The following is a 25,062-nucleotide window of genomic DNA, read 5'->3' as shown; positions in this document are numbered from 1 at the left end:
GTAACTTTCCTCCTCTACACCTGCACTAAAAAAGACTACGTAAGCCCTTTTAACAATGCAGCCTCATCCCAAATCTCAATTCCTAGCTCTTCGGCTTTCTTTTTCTTTGAGCCGGCATCTTCGCCTGCAATCACTATATCAGTCTTCTTACTAACACTGCCAGTGACTTTTCCACCAAGTGTTTCAATTTTTTCTTTCGCTTCATCACGTGTCATCTCATAAAGCTTCCCTGTTAATACAACTGTTTTATTGGCAAACGGGCTTTCAGCAGCCTCCGTACCACTAACTGGCTTAGGTCCCTTATAACTCGTATTTACCCCATATGATTGCAAACGTTTGATTAACTCTTTTACTTCATCTGTTTCAAAAAAGCGCACAATGGATGCCGCCATTTTCTCGCCGATTTCGTTTACAGCGACCAGGGCCGCTTCATCTGCTTCGATAATCGCTTCAATTGATTCAAATTCCATCGCAAGCGTCTTTGCTGCCTTTGAGCCGACAAAACGAACCCCCAGGCCAAACAACAGCTTTTCAAGCGAGTTCTCTTTTGAAGCTTCGATCGCCTTCAGTAAATTATCAACAGACTTCTCCCCCATACGTTCAAGCTTTAACAGCTCAGAACGATCTAATTGATAGAGATCTGCGACGGTGTGAATTAATTTATGATCAAATAATTGAGCAATGACCTTTTCTCCCAATCCATCAATATTCATCGCTTGTCTTGAAACAAAATGAATTAAGCCTTCACGAATTTGTGCCGGACATTCAGGATTAATGCAGCGAAGTGCCACTTCCCCTTCTAAACGAACTAGCTCGCTTTCACATTCCGGGCAATGAGTAGGCATGCTGAAGTCCCTCTCTCTGCCGTCACGGCGGTCCGTCAGCACATTCACTACTTCAGGAATAATGTCGCCTGCTTTTTTCACGATCACTGTATCTCCAAGCTTCACATCCTTCTCACGGATCAAGTCCTCATTATGTAAGGATGCGCGCTTAACTGTTGTACCAGCTACAACAACCGGATCAAGAATAGCCGTCGGTGTCACAACCCCTGTTCTGCCTACACTAAGCTCGATATCACGAAGAATTGTTACGACTTCTTCTGCTGGAAATTTAAACGCAGTTGCCCATCTAGGGCTTTTCGCTGTAAATCCAAGCTCTTTTTGTTGTTCGATGGAATCAACCTTGATGACAATCCCGTCAATTTCATAAGGGAGATCTGCACGTTTATCTAACCACTCATTTGTATACTCAATGACTTCTTCAATTGTCGGACAGTGCTTGCTTTCATTATTGACTTTAAATCCAAGCTCTTTTAGGTAAGCGAGGCCTTCGTGATGAGAAGCAAGGTCTTGGCCTTCTGCGTTACCGATCGCATAAATAAAGATCGACAAGTTCCTTTTCGCCGCAATTTTAGGATCTAATTGGCGCAAAGATCCGGCCGCTGCGTTACGAGGGTTAGCAAATTTCTCTTCCCCCGCCTCGCTTTTCGCTTCATTTAATGCTTCAAACGATTTCTTCGGCATGTACGCCTCTCCGCGCACTTCAAGACTTGCTTCTTGCTTCAGCTTTAACGGAATCGCAGGAATCGTTTTTAAATTATTCGTAATATCTTCACCGATTGTTCCGTCTCCGCGAGTTGCTCCGCGGACGAACTTCCCATTCTCATACGTGAGTGAGACAGCCAGTCCATCAATTTTTAGTTCGCAGCTATACGTTACATTATCGCCTACACGCTCGCGCACACGGCGGTCAAAGTCACGCAGGTCTTGATCATTGAAGGCATTTCCAAGACTGAGCATCGGAATTTGATGTTCTACTTTTTCAAAGAAAGGAAGAGGTTCCCCGCCTATACGCACGGACGGAGAATCCTCACTCACTAATTCTGGATGCTCTCCTTCTAGAGCAATCAACTCTTGCATTAGCTGATCATATTCGGCATCCGTTACAAGCGGCTGGTCAAGAACATAATAGTGATAGCCATACTCTTCTAATTTCTCTCGCAGCGTTTGCACACGCTTTTCTGCCTCTTGTCGGTCCATACTCTTCTTCCTTCCCTATTGCTTAGTAATTGGGGCAAACTTAGCAAATAAACGCTTCACACCAGTAGGCTGAGGGAAAGCAATATCAAGCTCAACAGCTTCGCCTTCACCTTTGATGCTGACAACGGTCCCTACTCCCCATTTTTTGTGCTCTGCTTTATCTCCAACAGCCCAAGCAAATTGATCACCGCCCGTTGAAGTCGATACAGATGCACGCACTTTAGGTTTTGCTGCTGGAGCAGAGGCTGTACCGCGTGACGCTTTCATCCAAGCCGGTGTTGGTTTATCCTCGTTCACTTGTTCAAGACACTCTTCTGGAATCTCTGAAATAAAACGAGACGGCGGGTTTGTATTTGTCTTACCATATAAGGTCCGCATCCTTGCATTCGTTATATAAAGCTGCTTTTCAGCTCTCGTAATCCCTACATAGGCAAGGCGGCGCTCTTCTTCCATTTCTTCTGCCTCAAAAAGCGAGCGGCTATGCGGGAAGATCCCTTCTTCCATACCAATCAAGAATACTAGCGGGAACTCCAGCCCCTTTGCAGAATGCAGAGTCATAAGCGTGATCGCATCCTTAGGTTTTCCTTCATTTTCATCGTCAAGCTTGTCAATATCTGCGACAAGCGCAAGATCTGTTAAGAATGCTACTAATGATTTATCATCATTTGATTTTTCAAATTCATTCGTAACCGTTATAAACTCATCAATATTCTCAAGACGGCTCTGTGCCTCGATCGATTGTTCGTTGCGGAGCATATCACGGTAGCCTGTCTTCTCTAGCAGTTCCTCGACTAACTCAGTCACAGATAAATACTCCTGCATTTGAATCCAGTGAGAAAGTTGATCTCTAAAGTCTTTTAATTTGCCGACCGTACGTGCTGTCAGGCCTACCTGCTCAATTTCCTGCAAGGCAGCAAATAGAGAAAGGCCTTGTTCAACAGCATACGCTCCAATTTTATCAACAGTTGTCGCACCTATGCCTCGTTTTGGAACGTTAATAATCCGCTGCAAGCTGATATCATCGTCAGGGTTGGCAATAAGACGCAGATACGCAAGAACATCTTTAATTTCTTTACGATCATAGAACTTAGTGCCGCCGACGATGTTGTACTCAATATTAGACTTCACAAAATATTCCTCAATTACACGTGACTGAGCATTAGTTCGGTAGAGAATCGCAATATCTGAGTTAGTGTGCTCCCCGCTTCTCGTTGCTTCACGGATCTTCTCGACTACAAACTGTGCTTCCGATTGCTCCGTATCTGCCCCGTAGTAACCAATCTTCGGGCCGTCGTCATTTTCTGTCCATAGATTTTTCGGTTTACGGTTAAAGTTGTTCTCAATTACTTTATTTGCTGCATTTAAAATCATTTTGGTTGAGCGGTAATTCTGCTCTAGTAAAATTACGGTCGCATCCGGGTAATCTTCTTCAAAGGATAAGATATTAGCAATATCCGCCCCCCTCCAGCGATAGATCGACTGATCGGAATCCCCGACAACGCAGATATTTTCATATTTATCACTAAGCATTCGGACAAGCATATACTGTGCTTTATTCGTATCTTGATACTCATCTACCAAGATGTACTGAAACTTGCGTTGATAGAATTCTAAAACCTCTGGTACAAGCTTGAACAGCTCGATCGTCTTCATGATAAGATCATCAAAATCTAAGGCGTGATTTTTCTTTAATTGTTTTTGGTACTCCACATATACTTCAGCTGCCGTTTGATCATATGGTCCCGTTGCTTGACTCATGCAGTCATCAGGCTTCTTTAATTCATTTTTCCAGCCGCTCATTGTTCCAAGGATGCTTCTTGGATCAAATTTCTTAGGATCAATGTTCTTGTTTTTTAGAATTTGCTTTATAACAGATAATTGATCTGAGGAATCTAGAATTGTGAAATTACGGTTGTAGCCGATGCGGTCAATATCACGACGCAAAATACGGACACACATCGAGTGAAAGGTAGAAATCCAAATATCTTCAGCTACCGGTCCAACAAGTTTTGCCACACGATCTTTCATTTCTCGTGCAGCTTTATTTGTAAATGTAATCGCTAGTACGTTCCACGGCGCAATTGCTTTTTCACGCAGCAAATAAGCGATGCGATGGGTAAGAACCCGTGTCTTTCCACTTCCCGCGCCAGCCATTAGTAATAACGGACCTTCCGTATGAGTTGTTGCTTGTCTCTGCTCAGGATTTAAGCCTGAGAGCATTTTTTCTATGATCTTTTCTTGCATACTTCCACCACCAAACAAATGTTCTTAGTTTATAGTCTACAATGCCTTACCAGTTGATGCAATCGAATGTCCAGCCGACTTCTGCTTTTAATGTACATTCTATTAAGATTTCGTTGCTTTAACTGTTTCTAATGCAGCCTTTAAATCTTCATAAATGATATTTCCTACAACAATCATATCCGCTGCTTCAGCCATCTCTTGTGCCTCTTTTAGTGAGTTAATGCCACCGCCGTAGACGAGCTTCGTTTCATTTAATACGTTTTTCACCTGGTGCACCAAAGAAGGATCTCCGTATGTCCCGCTGTATTCAATATAGAAGATGGGAAAACGGTAGAGGTTCTCAGCCATTCTTGCATAAGCCAACACGTCTTCTACATCAATGTCCGTATTTGCTTCTGTCACTTTAGCAGCTTTGGCCTCGGGATTTAAAATGCAATACCCTTCCATCACAATCTCGTCCCAGTTCATGATTGCTCCGTACTCTTTGATCGCTTGATGATGCAGTCCTTGTATCCAGTCAACGTTCTGGCTGTTCATCACAGACGGGATAAAATAATAGTCAAATCCAGGTGTGATTGCTTCAAGATTTGAGATTTCAAGAGCAGCCGACACAGAGTAACGTCGTACACGAGCTAACAGCTGCAACGTGTTATCCAATGTCACCCCATCAGTCCCGCCAATAATTAAGCCATCTGTACCTGATTCACAAATGGCTTCTAATTCTTCATCATTTATTTCTTTATTTGGATCTAATTTAAACACATGCTTCCATTCCTTAAATTCAAGCATGAATCTTCAACTCCTATAATCTACCCTCTTCTATGCAGCAGGGTTCGCTATGCTTATCTTGTGATTCTGAACGTCATTATATCAAAATCCAAGCCCCTTGTCGCCCGGCAATAGGAACCTAAACCAAACACTCAGTCTCCCAAATAAACAAAAAGCTCCCTCCCATACTTTCTAAGTCAAGGGAGAAAGCTTTTTCATTTTATAGAGATTGACTACCCTGCTTGTTTCGCTTCTGCTTCTTGCTCACTTCCATTTTTCTTTCTAGACCAGATTGAGACTAGCGCTGGTCCAGATACATTATGCCAAACAGAGAAAATAGCGCTTGGCAGAGCCGCGAGCGGCGAGAAATGAGCTGCCGCAAGCGATGCCCCGAGCCCAGAGTTTTGCATCCCGACTTCAATGGAGATCGCTCTGCGTTTGGCTTCATCGAGTCCGCATAATTTAGCTGTTACATATCCAAGGAATAATCCGAAGCTATTATGAAGCATTACAGCTAAAAAGACGAGTAAACCTGTTTGAGCAATATTCGCTTGGTTTACCCCGACAACCGCGAGTACGATTGCTAAGATTGCTGCAATGGAAATAATCGGCAACGTCTTCACACTGCTCTCCACAGCTTTCGGGAAGAAGCGTCTTGCAAGCAAGCCAAGAGCAATAGGGATAATGATCACCTGAATAATAGATTGAAACATTGCACCAGCATTTACAGGAAGCCATTGTCCTGCTAACAGCAATAAAATAGCCGGTGTTAATAACGGCGCTAGCAGCGTTGAAATAGACGTCATAGCAACAGAAACTGGCAGGTCCCCTTTAGCTAGGTACACCATAACATTAGAGGCGGTACCGCCAGGACAGGCGCCGACAAGAATTAATCCTACTGCAAGTTCAGGCGGAAGCTGCAGTAATACAGCAATCGCATAAGCAACTAATGGCATAATCAAAAATTGAGCAATCACACCAATCACTACAGGTACCGGCTTCTTAGCGACAACACTAAAGTCGACAGCTCTCATCGTAAGACCCATTCCAAACATAATCACACCTAAGAGAAGCGTGATATGAGGGGCGATCCAAGTAAATAACTGCGGTGCAGAAAACGCAATAAAACTACATAAAATAATAATAAGAGCAAAATACTTACTCATCCACAAACCAATTTTTTCGATCTTTCCAACCGGTTGCATCGAACCCCTCCTTTTCAAATATTTAAACAATTCTAACTTTAAAAGAAGGTGAATGCAACCTTATTTGGTGAAATTATCTGACAATATTTGATATTGGATTTCCGCTTAACTCAAGAAAGCGCTTAACAATTTCACTGGATACATCTCTTCCAAATCGGACCATCATGAAGTTATCATGATAATTCATAATGTCAGGTTCATTGGTCAACACCTCTTCAAAACCTCCTTTCATCAGCAGCTTTTGGAGAAGCTTTTTGTATAGAGCACTATCACCATTAAGAGAATCCAAATCCCAGTGCCACCGGTATTCTAGTGATATAAGGATATTCTTCTCATAGTCGCCTTGATCGAGTAAGGCTGTTAATAATGAACTTGCCGCCTGCTGGTTTCTATACGGAGGCGCCACCTCAACCACACCTAATACACGTATCTCTTTCATTTTCACCCAACGTTCATATGGCTCAGGCGATAAAATCAGCGCATAGCCCACAATTAACTCTTCTGTATAAGCTAAGGCTAGATTCACATCCAATGTTTGAAAGGCATTCAGCATCGCTAGCTGCTGTTCACTTGGCAGCCTGAATTGCCCTAGCCCATTGTGAAACCGGTATTTCTGCAACAGCTTCCCGACGAGGGGGCGGTCAGCTGTTACAGATACCGTCTTGTTTTTAGAGTTCATCAAAGCCGTTGTCACTTGAAACTTTCGCATATTGTCGTGATTTTTGTTCAAAGAAATCACTTTTTGCCGCATTTACATCCTCGTAAGCCTTAATCCATTTAAATACATTTGTACAATGCTCAGGAAAAATATGATCGTAGCCGAGCTGCTTTGCTCTTTTATTTGCAATGAATTTTAAATAGGACTCCATCTCATCAGAGGTTACGCCTTCAATCTGCTCACCGATGATATAGTTGAACCATTTCAATTCAAGCTCCACTGCCGTCGTTAGCGACTGTTTGACGAAGGATTCCATCTCTCTATTGTTTAATTCAGGATGCTCTTCAAGTAATTCTTTAAATACATTCGTAAATAAATACACATGAAGCTGTTCATCACGGTTAATATAATTAATCATCGTTGAAGTAGACACCATCTTCTGGTGTCGGGCGAGGTTGTAGAAGAAGGCAAAGCCTGAATAAAAATTAACTCCTTCTAAGATCACATCGTAAACAATCGATCTTGCCAATGTATCTGGTGTAGGGTTATCTGCAAATTCCTCGTACCCATCTACAATAAATTCATTTCTCTCTTTTAGGACAGGATCATTTTTCCAGTAATCGAAAATCTCATCCTGCGTCGCTTTTGGTACAAGACTTGAGAGCACATAGGAATAGCTCTGGTTATGAACGACCTCTTGAAATGACAGCACACTCATTAATGCAACAAGCGATGAATCTGTTAAGTAATCAGCTACCTTTAATGAATAATCCGTTTGTACACTATCTAGGAAAGCAAGAAGGCCGATAATCTTTTTAAAGGCCTCTTGTTCTGTTTCTGTTAGATTCTGAAACTGCTTGGCATCATGGCTCATATTAATTTCAAAAGGCGTCCAGAAATTAGCGAGCATGTTTTTATAGAGAGGATAAGCCCAGCTGAACCGTACATCATCCCAATTCAATACATTTGAACTTTCCCCATTAATAATTCCTGTTGAAGCATTCGGGGCGTGTGGATTATAAAGTTTTCTTTTTTGAAGTGTCATTTCATTTCCTCCTCTTAACTTGAACAGCTTTCACAGTCATCTACTGAAAGCGACGTTGAGCGAACGTAATACGTTGTCTTTAGCCCTTCTTTCCATGCAAGCAAATGTAGATCAAGGAGCTCTTTTGCTTTGACGTTGTTTGGAACATATAGATTAAATGAAATTCCTTGGTCGACATGACGCTGACGAGCCGCATTTTGACGGATGCTCCATGTTTGGTCAACTAGGTGAGCCGGCTTATAATACCAAGTGGTCCGAGAGTTGAGGTCAGGCGCCACAACAGGAATACGATAATTTTTCTTCTCTTCCACGTAATATTTTTGGAACAAAGGATCAATAGAAGCAGTAGAACCAGCAATAAGAGAAGTCGTTGCATTTGGTGCCACAGCCATCACGTACCCGTTTCTCATGCCATGCTTTGAAATGAACGAACGAATCTCATCCCATTCTGCGCCTTCGTATCCACGTTCACTAAAGAACTCGCCCGTTTGCCAATCAGACCCTTCATAATGCGGATAGGCACCTTTTTCAGCCGCTAATTCTGCACTAGCTTTAATCGCCGCTTGATTAATCCGCTCATATACACGCTCCACTTCCTTAACAGATTCCTCACTCTCCCAAGCGATCCCTCGCTTCGCCAAGTGATGATGCCATCCGTACGTACCAAGGCCGATCGCTCTGTACAGTTTGTTCGTTTTCTCTGCTTGTTTTACGCCGATTGAATTTTGATCAATCACATTATCTAGCATCCTTACTTGAATCTTCACGACCCTTTCTACCACATCATCTGAAAATACTTGAGCCAGCGACAATGAGCTTAAATTACAGACCACATAATCTCCCGGCTGCTTCTTAATCGAAATCGTATCGTCCTCAAGTGTTTCTTCCACAACGGTTGTCGCACTCATATTCTGCATAATTTCAGTACACAAATTAGAGCCGTAAATCATTCCTTTATGCTTGTTTGGATTCAGCCTGTTTGCTGTATCCCTGTAGAACATAAACGGGCTTCCTGTTTCAAGCTGAGAGAGCATAATTCGTTTCATAACTTCGATCGCTGGAATTTCTGTACGCGACAGTTCATCATTCGCTGCACATTGCTCGTACCTTTTACGGAACTCTCCATTTCCTTTTTTCTCATCATAAAAATCTTCAAGAGAGAATCCCATTTTCATCCGAACTTCATGGGGGTCAAACAAATACCAAGTATCTCTCTTCTCAACAGCCTCCATAAATAGATCTGGCAAAGATACAGCTGTAAAGAGATCATGAGTTCTTTGACGCTCGTCCCCGTTATTTAATTTCGCATCGAGAAAAGCAAAGATATCTTTATGCCAAACATCCAGGTATACCGCTATAGCGCCTTGCCTCTGGCCAAGCTGGTCTACGCTGACAGCTACGTTATTTAGCTGCTTCATCCAAGGAATAACGCCTGAGGAAACATTTTTAAATCCACGAATCGATGAACCTCTTGCACGAATCTTCCCTAAATACATACCAAGCCCGCCGCCGTTCTTACTCACAGTTGCCGCATCGGTACAGCTATCGAAAATCGACCTTAGATCGTCTTCCACCGTATCGATAAAGCAGCTTGAGAGCTGGCCTCCCGCTTTGCCGGCATTACTCATTGTCGGTGTAGCGACTGTCATATATAAATGTGAGAGCGCCCAATAGGCTTCCTTTACCAATTCAAGCCGGGACCCTCTATTCTCTTCTGACATTAGAGTCATTGCTATAACCATCCAGCGCTCTTGCGGCAGCTCTACGATTTGATCATTAAAGGCCTTTGCCAGGTAGCGGTCTGCTAATGTTTTAATGCCTATATACGTAAACTTTTGATCTCTTGCCGGTTCAAGCGTTAATGCGAGTTCGTATAATTCTTCCGTTGAATACGAGCCTAATCTTTCATCATAGATTCCCTTTTCAATCTGCGTTTTAAGATACTCCGGAAAACTTGCACTAAGCACTCTTGGTTCTACCCCTCGTTGTGCTGCTATTTGTTCTCTCAAATGGTTGATATAACAAGCAGCTGCCACATAAGTCCAATGCGGCTCCTCCACAGATAGTTCATTTAAAGCATGTGCTGCACGTTTTTCCCATGTTAGATGCGACGTTTGCTCTAACCAATCAAGATCTACCTGCACATCTAGCGGGTTATCTTTTTTCTCTTTTACGTTTATCTTCATTTGTCCCACACTCCTTCATTCAGCTATGTACATTTCATTTGCAAATAAAAAACGCCCTATCTCTCAGGTTTGAGAAATAGAGCGTAAAACGGACTTGGTCATTTGCATACCTTAATCGAGCTAGAATGCACCTTGCAAAAACGCACAAATCTAGCCGCTGCCGTCTCACTTCTCATCCCCCGAAGATAGCTGACTGAGAAATGATGGCAGGTCTCCTGACTTGTGCTTCTCTTTACTCTGAGCCTTCCCGTATAAGCACCTTTCAGCTCTCTTATACAGTGGTTGTCTCATTTCATCCACACTTACAGTTGCGGGGACAGTTCTGGATTTTCACCAGATTCCCTATTAAGCTGCCTAGCAGCACCAACATTCCACAAAAACAATATATAGTTGTTAGTTATGATTACTAATACGATATATTGATAGATTAAACGATATCAGGGGTAGAATGCAAGGATTATATTTTTGTAGGTGTTAGGCGGCTGGGTGGTCAGGTGGTTAGGAGATTGGGGGAATGATTCACATATAAATAGAACTGGAAAATAAGCGTATGTTATCGGAGTATTGTATAGCTTCAAAGCTTGAAATGCTTTAAACATGGCGTATAGCGGGCTCGCCGCTGCTGAAATATGCTTCGCTTTCCGCGGTGAGCTGCTGAGCTCCCGGGCCGCCCGCGGAAAGCGTGCGCCTTCAGCGGAGGTAAACAAATAATGCCAGGAGGGACTAGCCTATATCCTTACTTGTCGTATCTGTAAAATCTGGCTTGTCATGCCCACTATTGAAGTAGAGGATCATTACATGCTAAATGCCGTTAAACAAACGTTTAATTAACTCGATTGGTCAGCTTTTGGCCCATTAGTACGTCTGCTGGCGTCTGCTTGTCGGCAAGCTCCATCAAACCTTTTTCCCCAACTAAAACAACGGTTGAGCCAAAGGAAAAGTACCCCATCTCTTCACCTCGGGATAAGGTTGAGTTCTTGTGAGTAAGCTCAATCGTGTTAACATTCATCGCTCCTACTTTTACAACAGCTAACTGTTTGCCGGAAACGTTTAGCTCTGTTATGACTCGATAGTTTCTTGAAAGCGGCCTTCTTCCGTAGAGAAGCCCCCAATTGTTCACAGGGTAAGATCGCCCGCCTAACGTCCATTGCTTTGTGATTTCAGCATCTGCCGGGCTATGGATGCGGTGATAATGACTAGGGCTTAAATAAAGTACCATTACTACGCCGCCATCATATTTCCCTGCCGCTTCACTAGACCCTAACATTTCTTCTAAAGTATAATCTTGCCCTTTCACATGAAACGTGACACCAGGTGCTAGGATATGCTGCTCAGCCAAAATGCCATCAACCGGACTAACGAGAATATCTTCTAGCTGATTAATCGGTCTGCTCTCTGGCTTTAACCTCCGGATGAACAACTCATGCAAACTCTTATAGGAATGAACAGGCTCTAGCATTTCTTGTTCATTTAGATTAAACGTTTTAGTAAACGAACGATTCACTCTTCTGCTCATTTTAGATTCTGCAAAACTCTTCAATATAAGAGAGTTCATTTTATGATTTGATAACTCTATAAAAAGACGATACAGTGACTGTTTAACCATTCGTGCCTCCAATAATTTACTTCTCTAAAATTTTAACTGCTGTTCCATAGGCAATAATCTCTGCAGCCGAACCCATAACGGTTGATGACTGCAGACGCATGCCAACAATAGCATTGGCCCCTTTTTTCTTCGCATCTTCTACCATTCGATGAATAGCAAGCTTTCTCGCCTCATCCATCATCTCATTGTACCCTTTAATTTCTCCTCCGACGATCCCTTTTAATCCAGCCGTAATATCACGGCCGATATGTTTCGTTTGAATCGTGCCTCCTTTTACATACCCAATCACTTCAGTAATTTCAGCACCAGCAATCGTATCAGTAGTCACTATCATCATAATCTATTTCCTCCTCTTTTTCTTTTTTCCTCTCTATAATAAATACGATTAGTACCGCGATAAAGCTCAATATGTTTAAAGCTAAAGTTGTCAAAGCCAACGTGATATCAATAAAAGCAAAGATTATCGTTAACACCTGAAATAGAATAGCAAGACTAATAAGTGAAGCCTTCCACTTTCTATACATGTTTAACAAGCCACTCTTTCATCGTTGTTAACAGCTCGTTGGACAATGGTTTACTTCCTGTTTGTTTATATGCTCTCTTCAGCTGAAGAATCGAATAGTCTTCTGCTTGATCTCTTAGCATATGATTCATGTTCGGAATAATCTTGGCTTCCACCTCGCCGCTTGCGTACCTTTCCACTTCAAACACTCGCTCCGGCGTGACTTGCACGTCCTTTGAGCCCGTTACAGCTAAGATTGGACACTCAACTTCCTCAAGTACCCTACGTGCATTGAATTGATAATGTTCCCGAAACCATTTCGCATTCATTTTCATTCCTTGAACACGTACGGTTGCTGATTCCGAGCGAATCATTTTTTCATCGAATTTAGGTCCCTGCTTCTCCGCCCGCTCGGGAACCTTTAACACTTTTAACAACTTCCCTTTTATACCGCTTATTTCTTTTAAACTGCGAACAGCCTGCCCTCTTTGATGGGCCAACGCCTCAGCCATCGTCTCAGCAGCACCTGCTAATAAAATGACTCCAGCAAGCTCCTCGTCTTTAGCTAAAGCTGGTGCAATCATTGCCCCTTCACTATGACCAATGACAAACACACGACGCGGATCGACTTCCGGCTGTTCTTTTAAAAAGCGGAGCACAGCTTTTGCATCATCAATCAAATCCCATAATCCGGCCTCAAGATATGACCCTGTTGATGCACCAACTCCACGTTTATCATATCTCAATGTGACAAAGCCATTTTCTTTAAAAAATGCAGCGAGCAAGTTATAAAGATTAAACACTTGCCCTCTTTTTCCATTCCCATCACGATTAAGGGGACCAGACCCTGAGATAATGAGTACTGCAGGATAGGACTGCTCTTTTTTTTCAGGCACTTCAAGCGTTCCGCTAATTGTAAGGTCACCACGCTGTATCGAGACCATCTTTGCCATGATCATTCCACCTCTGGTATTGAAATGGTTGCTAACGTCCGTGCACGTCTATCTTTATTCGGTTTCTTCTCCACCGCTTCCTTAATGAGATGACCAAGCTTTTCAGCAAACTCTTCAAACTCCTCATCACTTAGGTGAATCGTAGTCTGCCAATATCCTAGCCCATCTTCTTTATATGAAGTCGGTTGTTGGCTCATGACATACCGTTCAAATTCTTTTGCTAAATTCGCTTGATAGGTCATAAAATAACGAAGATGTTCTTCAGGTGCTGTTTCTTCTAATTCCTTATCTGTGATCGCTAAATTCTCAACCAGCACAGCATATACTTTCTCTACCGTTCCTCTTACTTTGTTTGTTTCCACCACGTGAATCAATTCAGCGTCTGATAAAATTTTTAAATGGCGGTACATTGTTGCTTGCGGAACATCGCCTAAATGATCAATTAGCTGCTGTACTGTTTGGTTGGGAGATTTAACAAGCTCTTGAATAATTCTCATTCGAATAGGATGAAGCATGATATCTGCTTTCTTTTCAGCCAAAACATTTCCTCCATCTCATTATTATCATTTTATATAATGATAATAATATACTTTATAGTATATGTCTACTCTCTCCATAAAAAAGAGGCTCTGTCTTTATGACAGAACCTCTTTAAGCTAATTAACTTGCTTGTTTTGCATTTGTTTTAGCTGCTTCATAGAAATTATTAAAATAATCATTTGTCTCAGCTACAATGACTTTCCAAAGCAATAATAAAGCAATTAAGTTTGGAATCATCATCAATGCATTGGCCATATCTGCAAATGCCCATACTGTTGCCAGATTTGCTACAGTACCGACTCCACAAGCTGCGATGTACACTAAACGATAGCCTGCGATACCTTTTGAGCCTGCAAGGTATTCAAAACACTTCTCGCCGTACACATACCAGCCGACAATCGTCGAGAAACCAAAGAAGATTACTGAGAATGAAACGATATATTCACCAACTACTCCAAGGACCGAGCCAAACGCCGCACTTGTTAATGCACCGCCTTCTAGCGTTGCATCATGAGCAACCCCAGATAAGACGCCGCCTGATGGATCCCAGAAGCCTGTTATTAATAATGTCAGCCCCGTCATCGTACAAACAACGATCGTTACAATAAATGTACCCGTCATTGCTACAAGAGCTTGTTTTACCGGGTGGTCTGCACGAGCGTTACCAGCAATTAATGCTGCCGTACCAAGACCAGCTTCATTTGAGAAAATACCACGAGCAACCCCGTTACGAATCGCTTCTGAAACAACGATTCCTAAGAAACCACCCGCTGCCGCTACAGGATTAAAGGCATAATAGAAAATTAGTTCAAAAGCAGGAATGATCATATCATAATTTAAGATCAAGATGATAAATGCCCCACCCATATATAGGAAAGCCATAATCGGAACAAAGAAACTTGCAACCGTACTAATACGCTGAATACCACCAAAAATAATGACACTTACTAATACAACTAAGATTAAACCAGTTACCCAGTTTGCCATACCAAAGCTGTTGCTCGTTACATCAGCAATCGTATTTGATTGCACACTATTCCCAATACCTAAAGCCGCAAAGGCACCAAATAAAGCAAAGGCAACAGCAAGCGCCTTAAACTTCCGACCGAGCCCTCGCTCGATGTAATACATCGGGCCACTCGAATATTCGCCCTTGTCATTCTTCACACGGTATTTTACAGCAAGTAATGCCTCTGCATATTTAGTTGCCATACCTAGTAAACCAACAATCCACATCCAGAAAATTGCCCCAGGACCACCAAGCGTAATAGCTGTAGCTACCCCGGCAATATTACCGTTTCCAATTGTTGCCGCAAGCGCTGTCATCAATGCTTTAAAATGACTTACATCACCTTCAGCTGCAGCATCTTTACTATCTTCTTTACCAAAACCAATCTTAAATGCATAGATAAGACGGCGGAATTGCAACCCTTTTAAAACAAGGGTTAAAAATAAGCCTGTCCCAAATAATAAGATTAAACTTGGCGGACCCCATAATACATTATTAATCTTTCCTAGTATGTCTAAGATGTCCATCACATTCACTCCCCACAGATAACGCTTTCATATATTATAATAAGATTGTATATGTTATTCTAACATGACGATGCAAGCTTTTGTTTGTGAGAGCACACAAACTGAAAACGCTTCACTTGTGATTTTAAACAAAAAGACTGACGACTTATGTCTTATTTTATAGAGTAAGGAGTTTTCCCATGAGCGATAACAAACGCGAATCTTTCAATCGGCAGTTTGATTCATTAGAAGAATTTGTTGATACAATTAGCGAACGTCTTCAATGTCCTGTAACTATTGAAGATTCAAATCACCACCTGCTTGCCTATAGTTCTCATGATGACGGAACGGATGCCGCCAGGATTTCAACTATTATCGGCAGACGCGTGCCAGAGAAAGTCATTAATCGCTTTTGGAAAGAAGGGGTGATTCCAACCCTTAATCAAAGTGATGAACCGCTTATTATTCCGCAAATCAACGATATCGGGCTTGGCAATCGTGTGGCCGTTTCTATCCGAAAAAACAATGAAGTGCTGGGCTACATTTGGGTGCTTGAAGTTGGTCGAAAGCTTACGGATGAAGATCTAGCCGACTTGAAGTTCGCTGCAAGCAAAGCCAAAAACCAACTGCTTCAATTAAACATGCAAAAGAAAAAGAAAGAAAAGAATCATCAGGAACTGCTTTGGCAGCTGATTACAGGAGATGCTAGAGACCACAAGCATATCGCTGATCAGCTTTCGAAAATAGGGGTTAACCCAACTAAACCGCTGGCTGTGATTTTATTCAACTTTGAAGTAATGTCCGATGACTTGTATAAAAAGCTTGTTTATGTTGCAAAAACGACTCAAAAAGTAACGATTTTAATTCAGACCTTGGATGAGAACCAAGTCGTCTTTCTCGTGTCCTCCCCTGCTTCAAATGATTTTGTAAAAGATACAAAAGAGTTTGTGGAAACTTTTAAAGCGCAAGTAAGGGAACGTTTTGGGATAATGGAAGTTACGGCGGGCTGCGGGTATGCGTACGACAATTACGAGTGGATTAAGAGGAGCTATGATGAAGCAACAAAGGTAATCTCTTTAAAACAAACCTTTACTAAAGAGCTTCAATCAGCCGCTTTTTATCATGAGCTTGGGGTATTTCGCTACATTGATCTGATTCGTCAAACAATTAAAGAACAAGAAATGACGGTTAATCCTGCTATCCGCAAGCTTGAAAAGTATGATTTGGAGCATCGGACTAACCTGCTTGAGACATTAGGCATCATCCTAGACAAAGACGGCAACATGAATGAAGCAGCAAAAGAGCTTCATTGTCATGTGAATACGTTAAATTACCGTCTTAAACGAATTCAAGAGATTGCAAACATTCAATTAAAAGACCCCGTTCAGAAAATTGGTCTCTATTTAGATATGAAGGTCTATTTAAAACGCTAGTCAATGATTTGGACCATTTGTTAAAAACAACAAAAAAACGTTTACATTTTTAATTTTACGCACAATGCGTTCCTCCTTTTGTGGATTTATACTAACGATATAACAAACATCCGACTTAGGGGGACGAAAAACATGATTATCGGTATTCCAAAGGAAATTAAAAATAATGAAAATCGCGTAGCTATTACACCAGCAGGAGTTGTCGCTTTAACAAAAGCAGGTCACGAAATTCTAATCGAACAAGGCGCTGGAATTGGCAGCGGATTTGAAGATGTAGATTACACAGCTGCTGGAGCAACAATTATTCCAGAAGCGAAAGATGTATGGGCTAAAGCTGAAATAGTAATGAAAGTTAAAGAACCATTAAGCTCTGAGTACGGCTACTTCCGCAAAGGATTAATCCTATTCACATACCTTCACCTAGCTGCTGAGCCTGAACTTGCAAAAGCACTAGTAGACAGCGGCGTTATTGCGATCGCTTATGAAACAGTTGAAGTAAACCGTACTCTTCCTCTTTTAACTCCTATGAGTGAAGTAGCTGGACGCATGGCATCACAAATTGGTGCTCAATTCCTAGAGAAGTCTAAAGGCGGAAAAGGAATTCTATTATCAGGTGTTCCTGGAGTAAAACGTGGTAAAGTAACTATCATCGGCGGCGGTGTTGTTGGTACAAACGCAGCTAAAATTGCTGTTGGCCTTGGTGCTGATGTAACACTTATCGACTTAAGTGCAGATCGTCTTCGCCAGCTTGATGATCAATTTGGAAACGATATTCAAACACTTATGTCTAACCCGCTTAACATTGCTGAGGCAGTAAAAGAATCTGACTTAGTAATCGGTGCTGTATTAATTCCTGGTGCAAAAGCTCCTAAGCTTGTAACAGAGGAAATGATCAAATCTATGACTCCTGGATCGGTTGTTGTTGACGTAGCGATTGACCAAGGCGGTATCATTGAAACAGTTGATCAAATTACAACACATGATAACCCAACGTATACAAAACACGGTGTTGTTCACTATGCAGTTGCTAACATGCCTGGAGCTGTTCCGCGTACATCAACAATCGGCTTAACAAACGTAACAATTCCTTACGCTATGCAGATTGCTAACAAAGGCGTAGAAAAAGCTGTTGCTGAAAACCCTGCACTTGCTCTTGGTGTAAACGTTGCAAACGGTGATGTAACATACAACGCTGTAGCACGTGACCTTGGATATGAGTTAGTATCTGTAGAAGATGCATTAAAGAAAACACCTGTTCAAGCATAAGAATCTACTATAATATAGACTTACACGAACCCCCTCGGTCACCTTAGACTGAGGGGGTCTATTAAAAGATACGCTTATATGTAAAAGGAGTTTGCCAGATGAAGACGAGCAGTTTTAGAAACACCTATGCACAAATCTCATTACAAGCCCTAAAAGAAAATGCAGCTTCTTTTAAAGCTTCCCTACAATCTCCTGCATGCAGATTAATGGCAGTTGTAAAAGGAGACGGGTACGGACACGGGGCCGTTGCTGCAGCTAGGTCAGCCTTAAGCGGCGGAGCAGACTATTTAGGAGTAGCCATTCTTGATGAAGCGATTGAGCTTCGTGATGCAGGAATTGAAGCACCTATTTTAGTGTTAGGCTATACCTCTCCGCATGCGTTACGAGAAGCGATTTCTCGCAATATTACGCTCACTGTGTTTTCTACTGATGTTCGGGATGTATTGCTCGAGGTGGCTTCTGAGGCCGAATCGCCAATAAAGGTTCATATTAAAACTGAAACAGGCATGGGACGAGTAGGTGTGCAGACCAAAGAAGAGCTGCTCGACGTCATGACTCCACTCTATCAACATAACAACATTGAAGTAGAAGGCATCTTCACTCATTTTGCTGAAGCTGATAATCTGCAGTCCACGTACACAGATGAACAATTCGCACGATTCCTATCATTTATTGAGGCAATAGAAGAAGACGATATGAACGTACCTATTAAACATTGCTGCAATAGTGCCGGAACTCTCTTTCATCAGGATAAACACCTTGATATGGTTCGTGTCGGCATCAGCCTGTACGGGTTAAGACCCGATCTTTCATTAGAATTCCCAATTGAGCTTTCTCAGGCAATGCGGTTATTTTCTAGTATTGTATCGCTTAGAAAACTGCCTGAAGGTTCATCCATTAGTTACGGAAGAACGCATAAACTCTCATCTGAAAAAGTTGTGGCTACAATGCCGATCGGGTATGCCGACGGTCTTTCTCGCGCCTTATCTAATAAAGGGTTCGTAACCTTACACGGCCAAAAAGCTCCGATCTTAGGTCGCGTGTGCATGGACCAGACGATGATCGATGTAACAGATATTCCAGATGCGAAGCTAGGCGATCATGTGGAATTTCCAATTGATGAGATGGCTGAATTAACAGGGACGATTAATTATGAGATTGTTTGCGCGGTGAGTAAGCGTGTTCCGAGGTATTACGAAGAGAACTAGGCTGGTTGATTAACGTGAAACCACACTGATTTCAAACAGTGTGGTTTTTTCATATGTTTTAAAAAACGATTAATCTTATCATTTTCATCTGTGATATTATTTTGATAGCCGGCTACAATAAAGGTTAAGTTAGTTCGGCTGATTCTGTACCTTCTGCTTTTAAAGCATGGAGAATGACACTCTTTATGTATGAAGTCATCTCTCTTAACTTTTCTACGTTATAAATGCCTACATAGTATTGGATGACCAAACCATCGACAAAAGCGACTAACAGTGATGCTCCATTGTTAGTGTGAAGAACAGGATATTCCATGGCCGAATCTAGTTGTTGTAGCTTCATTTTCAGATGCTTGAGCATCTCAGTGAATGATTTGCTGAAAGTCCCTTGATAAATTTCACCATCTGAATAACGGCCCAAAACACTCTTGATGTCTTCTAGATTCTTATCATTATAGTCCCAAGAATCATACAAAAACTGCTCAATGAAGCCTTCTACGGTTGTGTTTTCATTGTCTTTAACGGCTTTTATATAGTCACTTTCCAGTTGTCTTAATAATTTATCCATACCTTGTTGAGAATCTCTACGTTCCATTACAAACAACCTCCTTTCTCCCCTCTACCCATATGTTGGCTTTTTCAGACCGATTATTTTGTAATCTTGTTCCTTAAAATAGCAGAGAAATAAAATCGATTTAAATTTTGATCATCCATAAAAAATAAGCGTACAAATCCCTGTTAATTTGTACGCTCATTCTATGCTGTTCATACTTCCCCTCTCAAAGCCTAACCCGTTTCGTTCCGCTCTTACCCACTTCTTTTTTAATTAATTCTATCTCTTTACTCGTTTGCTAAATCCCATAATACATCTTTCATCACTGCTACACCGTCTACACAATCAGCTAAATGCGTAAACTCTTCAGGAGAATGGCTTTTTCCATTTACACTTGGTACAAATACCATGGCTGATGGAACATATTTGCCCATAATCATCGCATCATGTCCTGCTCCGCTGACAAGTGAACGATAAGGCAGCTGATGACGCTCACAAGATGCTTTAATTGATTCTTGAATGGAATCAGGAACAACAACTGGATCAATTTTCGTTAATTCCTCATGCTCTGCTTGAATGCCTCTACGCTCTGCTATTTCACTCGCACTCGAGACAATTCTCTTATTCAGCTCAACTAAACTTTCCTTATCAATATCTCGCACATCTACAATTACATTCGTTTTACCAGAAATAACGTTTGCTCCGTTTGGCGAGACATCAATCTTTCCTACAGTCGCAACAGCCGTTTCGTTTATTTGTCTTGGAAGTTTCTCTACTTCTAGCATAAATTCAGCTGCCGCACATAACGTATCCTTTCGCAGATGCATCGGGGTATTCCCCGCATGATCTGTTTCTCCAAGGAACGTAAACGATTGCCAAGTCGGTCCTGCGATCCCACTGACAATTCCAATCTTTTCCTCATTTAATTCAAGCTGCTTTCCTTGTTCAATATGCAGCTCTAAAAACGCATGGATGTCACTCTTCTCACATTTACGAGCTAAGGCAATCTCAGGATCATACCCTTGTTCCTTCATTGCTTCAGCAATACTCACGCCTTCTTTATCACGGTAAGTGTTAAGCTCTTCTTTTGTGATCTCGCCCATCAACGCCTGGCTGCCAAAGATCCCGTTATTAAATCTCGATCCTTCTTCATTGACAAAAATCACGAATTCAATCGAACGTTTAGGGCGCTTTCCTTCTTTCATAAGAGCCTCTATGGCCATAAAAGAGCTGATGCAGCCGAGCGGCCCATCAAAATAACCACCGTTAGGAACACTGTCTAAGTGAGATCCCGTCATCACTACCGGCAGATCAGGGTCCGTCCCTGTATATTTTGCAAATAGATTCCCAAAACTATCTTCTCTTACATCAAACCCAGCTTCCTTAATCCAGCTGATAAATAACTCCTTAGCCTGTGTCTCTTCTTCCGTATAAACGAAACGTGTTACACCGCCGTCAGCCGTCTTGCCAAATGCAGCAAGCTCTAAGATTCGGTTAGCAAGTGTCGCAGGGTCAATATGCGCATATTCTGCACATTTATTGACCCCTTCAAGTAAGCGCTCATCTGTAAAAATCGTTTGCATAACACGTACACTCCTATCTTATAAGAAAATATTACTTCCTGGGCCAAGCGGCAGTCCAATGAAATACCAAATGATAAAGAAAACAATCCATGCGATCCCAAAGAAAATACTGTATGGGAGCATAACCGCAATTAACGATCCAAGGCCAAGATTCTTATCATAACGGCGAGCTAATGCGAGCAAGATTGCAAAGTATGCAAACATTGGTGTAATCGGGTTTGTAATCGAATCGCCAATTCGATATGCAAGCTGTGTGAATGCCGGGTCATAGCCAAGCAGCATAAACATCGGAACAAATACCGGTCCTAAAATCGCCCATTTTGCCGAAGAGCTTCCAATAAATAAATTCAATCCAGCGCTAATGATGATGAAGCCGATTAACAATGGCAGACCTGTAAAATTCAAGCTTTTCAAGAGATCGGCTCCTGAAATCGCTAAGATAATCCCTAAATTACTCCAGTTAAAATACGAGATAAATTGAGCCGCGAAGAATGCCAGGATAATGTACATCCCCATCGTCCCCATGGACTTCGCCATCGTATCAGCAACATCTTTGTCAGAACGCACAGTTTTTGTGATAAAGCCATACGTCAACGCAGGGAATAGAAATAGTCCCATAATAATTGGTACTAGCGAGCTCATGAACGGCGAAATAACAATTCCTCCATCATCTGCACGAAGAACGCCGCTCTCAGGAACAATCATCAAAGCAATGACAGCAAGGTACGCTAGTGTTGTCACTCCTGCCCACTTTAATCCTTTATTCTCAAGTGCTGTGAGCTTCTCTAGCTTCATCTGAGGTCCTGTGTATGTACCTAAACGCGGTTCAACGATCTTATCTGTGATCCAAACAGCGAGAGGAACAATAATAAATGCCGAACCTGCTAAGAAATAATAGTTCATTGCTGGATTGGCAATGAATTCAGAATCAATAATCTGTCCTGCCTCTTGCGTAAATCCAGCAAGAAGAGCATCAAGCATATTTACAATAAGGTTAGCACTAAAGCCCCCTGCAACCGCAGCATATGCCGCAACCATCCCTGCAATTGGATGGCGTCCTACACTCATAAAGACAAGCGCTGCGATCGGCGGCAGGACGATAAAGCCTGCGTCTCCAGCCATATTTGCTAGAATACCAGCAAATACAATTGATACGGTAATCAATACTTTAGGTGAACCTAGTACGACTTTCTTTAATAAAGCAGATATAAGTCCTACTCCTTCAGCTACGCCAACGCCGATCATTGTTACGAGCACAAGGCCAAGAGGCGGGAATTGAGCAAAGTTTGTGACCATCTGTGTCATAATCATTTGAATTCCATCACGCGTGAGAAGACTGATCGCTTCAACCGTTTCATCAGTTGCCGGGTTAATCACGCTCACTCCTGCCATGGCAGCAAAGTGCGAAGCGATAATGACAAGCACAGCAAAAATAATGAAAAGCGTAACGGGATCCGGAAGCTTGTTCCCTACTTTTTCAATCATATTGAGGAACATCGTAAACAATCCAGATCTCTTTTCTGTTGTGATATCTTGTTGTGTATTCGGCTGCATCATTTTCTCCCCCTTTTTATTATCAGATAATTTTGATAGTTACGATTATACATAGATTTAGTCTGTTAATGTAACAAAATCAATGCTATTTATTTAGGGATATCACAACATATTTATCTAATTCATCGCATCACTGCAAGAAAGAGAAGCGATCCATTTCATTTTTTGTTTAAATTCATAATATATGAATTCATTTTTTATTAACTGACACATACCTTTACCTTCAAATACATAGTACAATGAATAGTATAATGATTCTGTAAATTAATAAAAGACTGAAGATTAGACAACTAGAGGTGAACGAGCAATGGAAGACACATTAAATCGAAAACAGCTTAAGCTTTTAATGGATGTATCAAACGTCCTGAATTCATCTGTTGATATCGATCACACAATAGATTCGATAATGAGAGAAACCATTAATGCGATTGATGCGGCTGACGGCGGCGTTCTCTTTTTATATGATGAAAAAGAGAATGTTCTTCTGCCCAAATCATCACAAGGGTTTCGCTTGCATAATATTGACAACGTCCGTCTTGCACCTGGAGAGTCTATGACAGGCCTCGCTTTTTTGGCTAAGAACTGCTTAGTCTTTCCAACCCAGGAATTAATAAAAAAAACAACCTCCTCGATGAATAAAACCAGTTTCGTAGAACTTGAAAAAGCGATCCCTCACTACCCGTCTGCTGCCATATGCGCTCCCATTATCCGAGATGGTAAGTCTATCGGTGTAATTACCCTTGACTGTTTTTACTCTAATAAAGAATTTACACAGGAAGACATTAACCTTGTCGAAGCAATCGCCCACCAAGCAGCCGTTGCATTAGAAAAAGCAAATCTCTACAAAGTAAAAGAAGAACACCTGAATGAGATGCAGCACTTAAATGAGAAGATGGTAGAACAAAACGCTCTATTAAAACGGTCTATTGATATCCACTCCAATTTAACCGACCTTGTGTTACATGGTGAAGGGCTCAGCTCAATCATGCATTATATCTATCAAAACATTGGTTATCACGCCATTTTAATAAGTGAGCTTGGCCATGTGATAGCAAGTACTATAGATTCGCCATTTACACGGGTCGAAACGCAAATGCTCCTAAACTCATTAGAAGAAGCTGCAAATGAAACGAATCCTATTAGCCCTATCAAGATCACTTGTAAACAATTAGGCGACGTCTCTGTAGTGTTACTTCCTATTGGATCGGCAGAAGGGAATTTAGGAGTACTTGCGCTGCTTGCCGATGGTGAGATCAGCGAGATGATTTTGGCAGCTCTAGGTCACGCATGCGCTGTTATATCTTTAGAGATCCTTAAGAACCAAGCTGCCTTTGATACAGAACAAACGCTAAAAGGGGAATTTATCGAAGAATTACTCTCCGGAAATGTGGACCGCGCTTTCTTTGAGAGGGCGAAGCATCTTAACCTTTCTGAGAAAGGGCATTTCACTTCATTTATGCTTCGTTTTAGAGAGTTTGATGTGACCAATCAATACGACAATCACCTGCAAAGACAGATGGTTGTCCTTATTCAAAAATATATTGATGAGAATCTGCACAGCGGGGTAGCCGTCGCTAAAAATGAGCAAATCCTTGTCTTGATCTCTTTTGAACATCCATCTGCTAGAGAGACGAGGGAATATCAATTAAACGAACTATTATCCTACATAAAACAACAGATACAGCTGAAAGAATGGAAGACTGACATTCGATGTGGGATCGGCAGAAGCTACACGCATTTAACTCAACTGAAAAAGTCATTCCATGAAGCATCGAAATGCATCCAATTTTTGCGCAGCTACGATTTGCAAATAGATGAGTTAAGATATCATGACTTAGGCGTTCAGAGGCTGCTCTTGCAAAATACCAAAGAAGAGTTAACTGATTTTGTCGAAGAGACACTAGGCCCGCTGCTTCAATATGAACGATCTAAAAAAACTGAATTACTAGAAACACTCATTCTCTACCTAGACCATAATCAAAATGTAAAGAAGACCGCTGAAACAATGCATATCCACTTGAACACTCTCGCTTATAGGCTTAAACGTGTAGAAGCGATATTGGAAGTAGACTTTTCAGACAGCCGCCAATTTCTAGATGTGCATATGGCGTTGAATTTATATCAATACCTTCAAAAGGGAGCAGTGGAAATTCCTAGTACGTAAGTGATTATTTTTAACTTCATTGGGTAAAGAAAAATAAGGA

The 25,062-nt window shown here is 41.7% G+C and carries 19 protein-coding genes and 1 riboswitch; of the genes, 4 read left to right on the top strand and 15 right to left on the bottom strand.

The genetic code is table 11. From position 1 onward, the window contains the following. Positions 1 to 35: 35 nt before the first annotated feature. The 12 genes from ligA to PQ478_RS02085 all read right to left on the bottom strand — a co-directional run bounded on the left by ligA (position 36) and on the right by PQ478_RS02085 (position 15,285). Positions 36 to 2,042 carry an NAD-dependent DNA ligase LigA gene (ligA, locus tag PQ478_RS02140; RefSeq protein WP_289235674.1) on the bottom strand — a complete coding sequence of 669 codons (2,007 nt, stop codon included), beginning with the start codon at positions 2,040 to 2,042 and terminating at the stop codon, positions 36 to 38. Between the two features lie 15 nt (positions 2,043 to 2,057). Then, entirely contained in the window at positions 2,058 to 4,286 is a 2,229-nt protein-coding gene (gene pcrA / locus PQ478_RS02135; RefSeq protein WP_289235673.1) for a DNA helicase PcrA, read from the bottom strand. Between the two features lie 102 nt (positions 4,287 to 4,388). Beyond that, positions 4,389 to 5,075, bottom strand: coding sequence for a heptaprenylglyceryl phosphate synthase (gene pcrB / locus PQ478_RS02130; protein WP_289235672.1), 687 nt, complete (start codon positions 5,073 to 5,075; stop codon positions 4,389 to 4,391). 212 nt (positions 5,076 to 5,287) lie between these two features. Continuing rightward, positions 5,288 to 6,259: a bile acid:sodium symporter family protein gene (locus PQ478_RS02125; RefSeq protein ID WP_289235671.1), complete on the bottom strand. Its 972-nt coding sequence runs from the start codon at positions 6,257 to 6,259 to the stop codon at positions 5,288 to 5,290. Positions 6,260 to 6,332: 73 nt separating this feature from the next. Then, positions 6,333 to 6,941 carry a hypothetical protein gene (locus PQ478_RS02120; protein WP_289235670.1) on the bottom strand — a complete coding sequence of 203 codons (609 nt, stop codon included), beginning with the start codon at positions 6,939 to 6,941 and terminating at the stop codon, positions 6,333 to 6,335. Beyond that, positions 6,928 to 7,962: a ribonucleotide-diphosphate reductase subunit beta gene (locus tag PQ478_RS02115; protein WP_289235669.1), complete on the bottom strand. Its 1,035-nt coding sequence runs from the start codon at positions 7,960 to 7,962 to the stop codon at positions 6,928 to 6,930. The genes PQ478_RS02120 and PQ478_RS02115 overlap by 14 nt, the downstream gene beginning before the upstream one ends. Before the next feature lie 14 nt (positions 7,963 to 7,976). Beyond that, positions 7,977 to 10,148 carry a ribonucleoside-diphosphate reductase subunit alpha gene (locus PQ478_RS02110; RefSeq protein ID WP_289235668.1) on the bottom strand — a complete coding sequence of 724 codons (2,172 nt, stop codon included), beginning with the start codon at positions 10,146 to 10,148 and terminating at the stop codon, positions 7,977 to 7,979. A 188-nt stretch (positions 10,149 to 10,336) separates the two neighbouring features. Beyond that, a riboswitch (cobalamin riboswitch) is annotated at positions 10,337 to 10,531 on the bottom strand. A gap of 440 nt (positions 10,532 to 10,971) precedes the next feature. After that, entirely contained in the window at positions 10,972 to 11,754 is a 783-nt protein-coding gene (locus PQ478_RS02105; RefSeq protein WP_289235667.1) for a phosphatidylserine decarboxylase, read from the bottom strand. Positions 11,755 to 11,770: 16 nt separating this feature from the next. Beyond that, positions 11,771 to 12,091 (bottom strand): YbjQ family protein, encoded by a 321-nt coding sequence (locus tag PQ478_RS02100; RefSeq protein ID WP_012957382.1) that lies wholly within the window; start codon positions 12,089 to 12,091, stop codon positions 11,771 to 11,773. A 179-nt stretch (positions 12,092 to 12,270) separates the two neighbouring features. Continuing rightward, entirely contained in the window at positions 12,271 to 13,209 is a 939-nt protein-coding gene (locus tag PQ478_RS02095) for an alpha/beta hydrolase family protein (RefSeq protein WP_289235666.1), read from the bottom strand. 2 nt (positions 13,210 to 13,211) lie between these two features. Then, positions 13,212 to 13,748, bottom strand: a complete 537-nt coding sequence (locus PQ478_RS02090) for a transcriptional regulator (RefSeq protein ID WP_289235665.1) — start codon at positions 13,746 to 13,748, stop codon at positions 13,212 to 13,214. Positions 13,749 to 13,869: 121 nt separating this feature from the next. After that, positions 13,870 to 15,285: an alanine/glycine:cation symporter family protein gene (locus PQ478_RS02085; protein WP_289235664.1), complete on the bottom strand. Its 1,416-nt coding sequence runs from the start codon at positions 15,283 to 15,285 to the stop codon at positions 13,870 to 13,872. Positions 15,286 to 15,464: 179 nt separating this feature from the next. Between PQ478_RS02085 and PQ478_RS02080 the strand changes: the two genes are divergently transcribed. The 3 genes from PQ478_RS02080 (at position 15,465) to alr (ending at position 19,171) form a co-directional block, all read left to right on the top strand. After that, a complete protein-coding gene (locus tag PQ478_RS02080; RefSeq protein ID WP_289235663.1) occupies positions 15,465 to 16,697 on the top strand; it encodes a PucR family transcriptional regulator in 1,233 nt (410 codons plus the stop codon). A gap of 132 nt (positions 16,698 to 16,829) precedes the next feature. Then, positions 16,830 to 17,963 carry an alanine dehydrogenase gene (gene ald, locus PQ478_RS02075; protein ID WP_289235662.1) on the top strand — a complete coding sequence of 378 codons (1,134 nt, stop codon included), beginning with the start codon at positions 16,830 to 16,832 and terminating at the stop codon, positions 17,961 to 17,963. A gap of 98 nt (positions 17,964 to 18,061) precedes the next feature. Further along, positions 18,062 to 19,171: an alanine racemase gene (alr, locus tag PQ478_RS02070; protein ID WP_289235661.1), complete on the top strand. Its 1,110-nt coding sequence runs from the start codon at positions 18,062 to 18,064 to the stop codon at positions 19,169 to 19,171. Between the two features lie 124 nt (positions 19,172 to 19,295). On the opposite strand, the gene PQ478_RS02065 is transcribed toward alr, so the two are convergent. The 3 genes from PQ478_RS02065 to PQ478_RS02055 all read right to left on the bottom strand — a co-directional run bounded on the left by PQ478_RS02065 (position 19,296) and on the right by PQ478_RS02055 (position 22,858). Then, on the bottom strand, positions 19,296 to 19,763 hold the full coding sequence (locus tag PQ478_RS02065) for a hypothetical protein (protein ID WP_289235660.1): 468 nt from the start codon (positions 19,761 to 19,763) through the stop codon (positions 19,296 to 19,298). Positions 19,764 to 20,008: 245 nt separating this feature from the next. Beyond that, positions 20,009 to 21,304, bottom strand: coding sequence for a Zn-dependent hydrolase (locus PQ478_RS02060; protein ID WP_289235659.1), 1,296 nt, complete (start codon positions 21,302 to 21,304; stop codon positions 20,009 to 20,011). 18 nt (positions 21,305 to 21,322) lie between these two features. After that, the gene (locus PQ478_RS02055; protein WP_012957372.1) at positions 21,323 to 22,858 is read right to left on the bottom strand and encodes an AbgT family transporter; all 1,536 of its coding nucleotides are present in this window, start codon (positions 22,856 to 22,858) and stop codon (positions 21,323 to 21,325) included. 307 nt (positions 22,859 to 23,165) lie between these two features. Here PQ478_RS02055 and PQ478_RS02050 point away from each other — a divergent pair, with 307 nt between their 5' ends. Next, positions 23,166 to 25,022 (top strand): helix-turn-helix domain-containing protein, encoded by a 1,857-nt coding sequence (locus tag PQ478_RS02050; protein WP_289235658.1) that lies wholly within the window; start codon positions 23,166 to 23,168, stop codon positions 25,020 to 25,022. Positions 25,023 to 25,062: the final 40 nt, after the last annotated feature.

This window comes from Alkalihalophilus pseudofirmus, assembly GCF_029094545.1.
In the GTDB taxonomy this organism is placed as follows: Bacteria; Bacillota; Bacilli; order Bacillales; family Bacillaceae_D; genus Alkalihalophilus; species Alkalihalophilus pseudofirmus.
The sequence above is the reverse complement of the archived record's forward strand: the minus strand, read 5'-3'. Positions and strand labels throughout refer to the sequence as shown.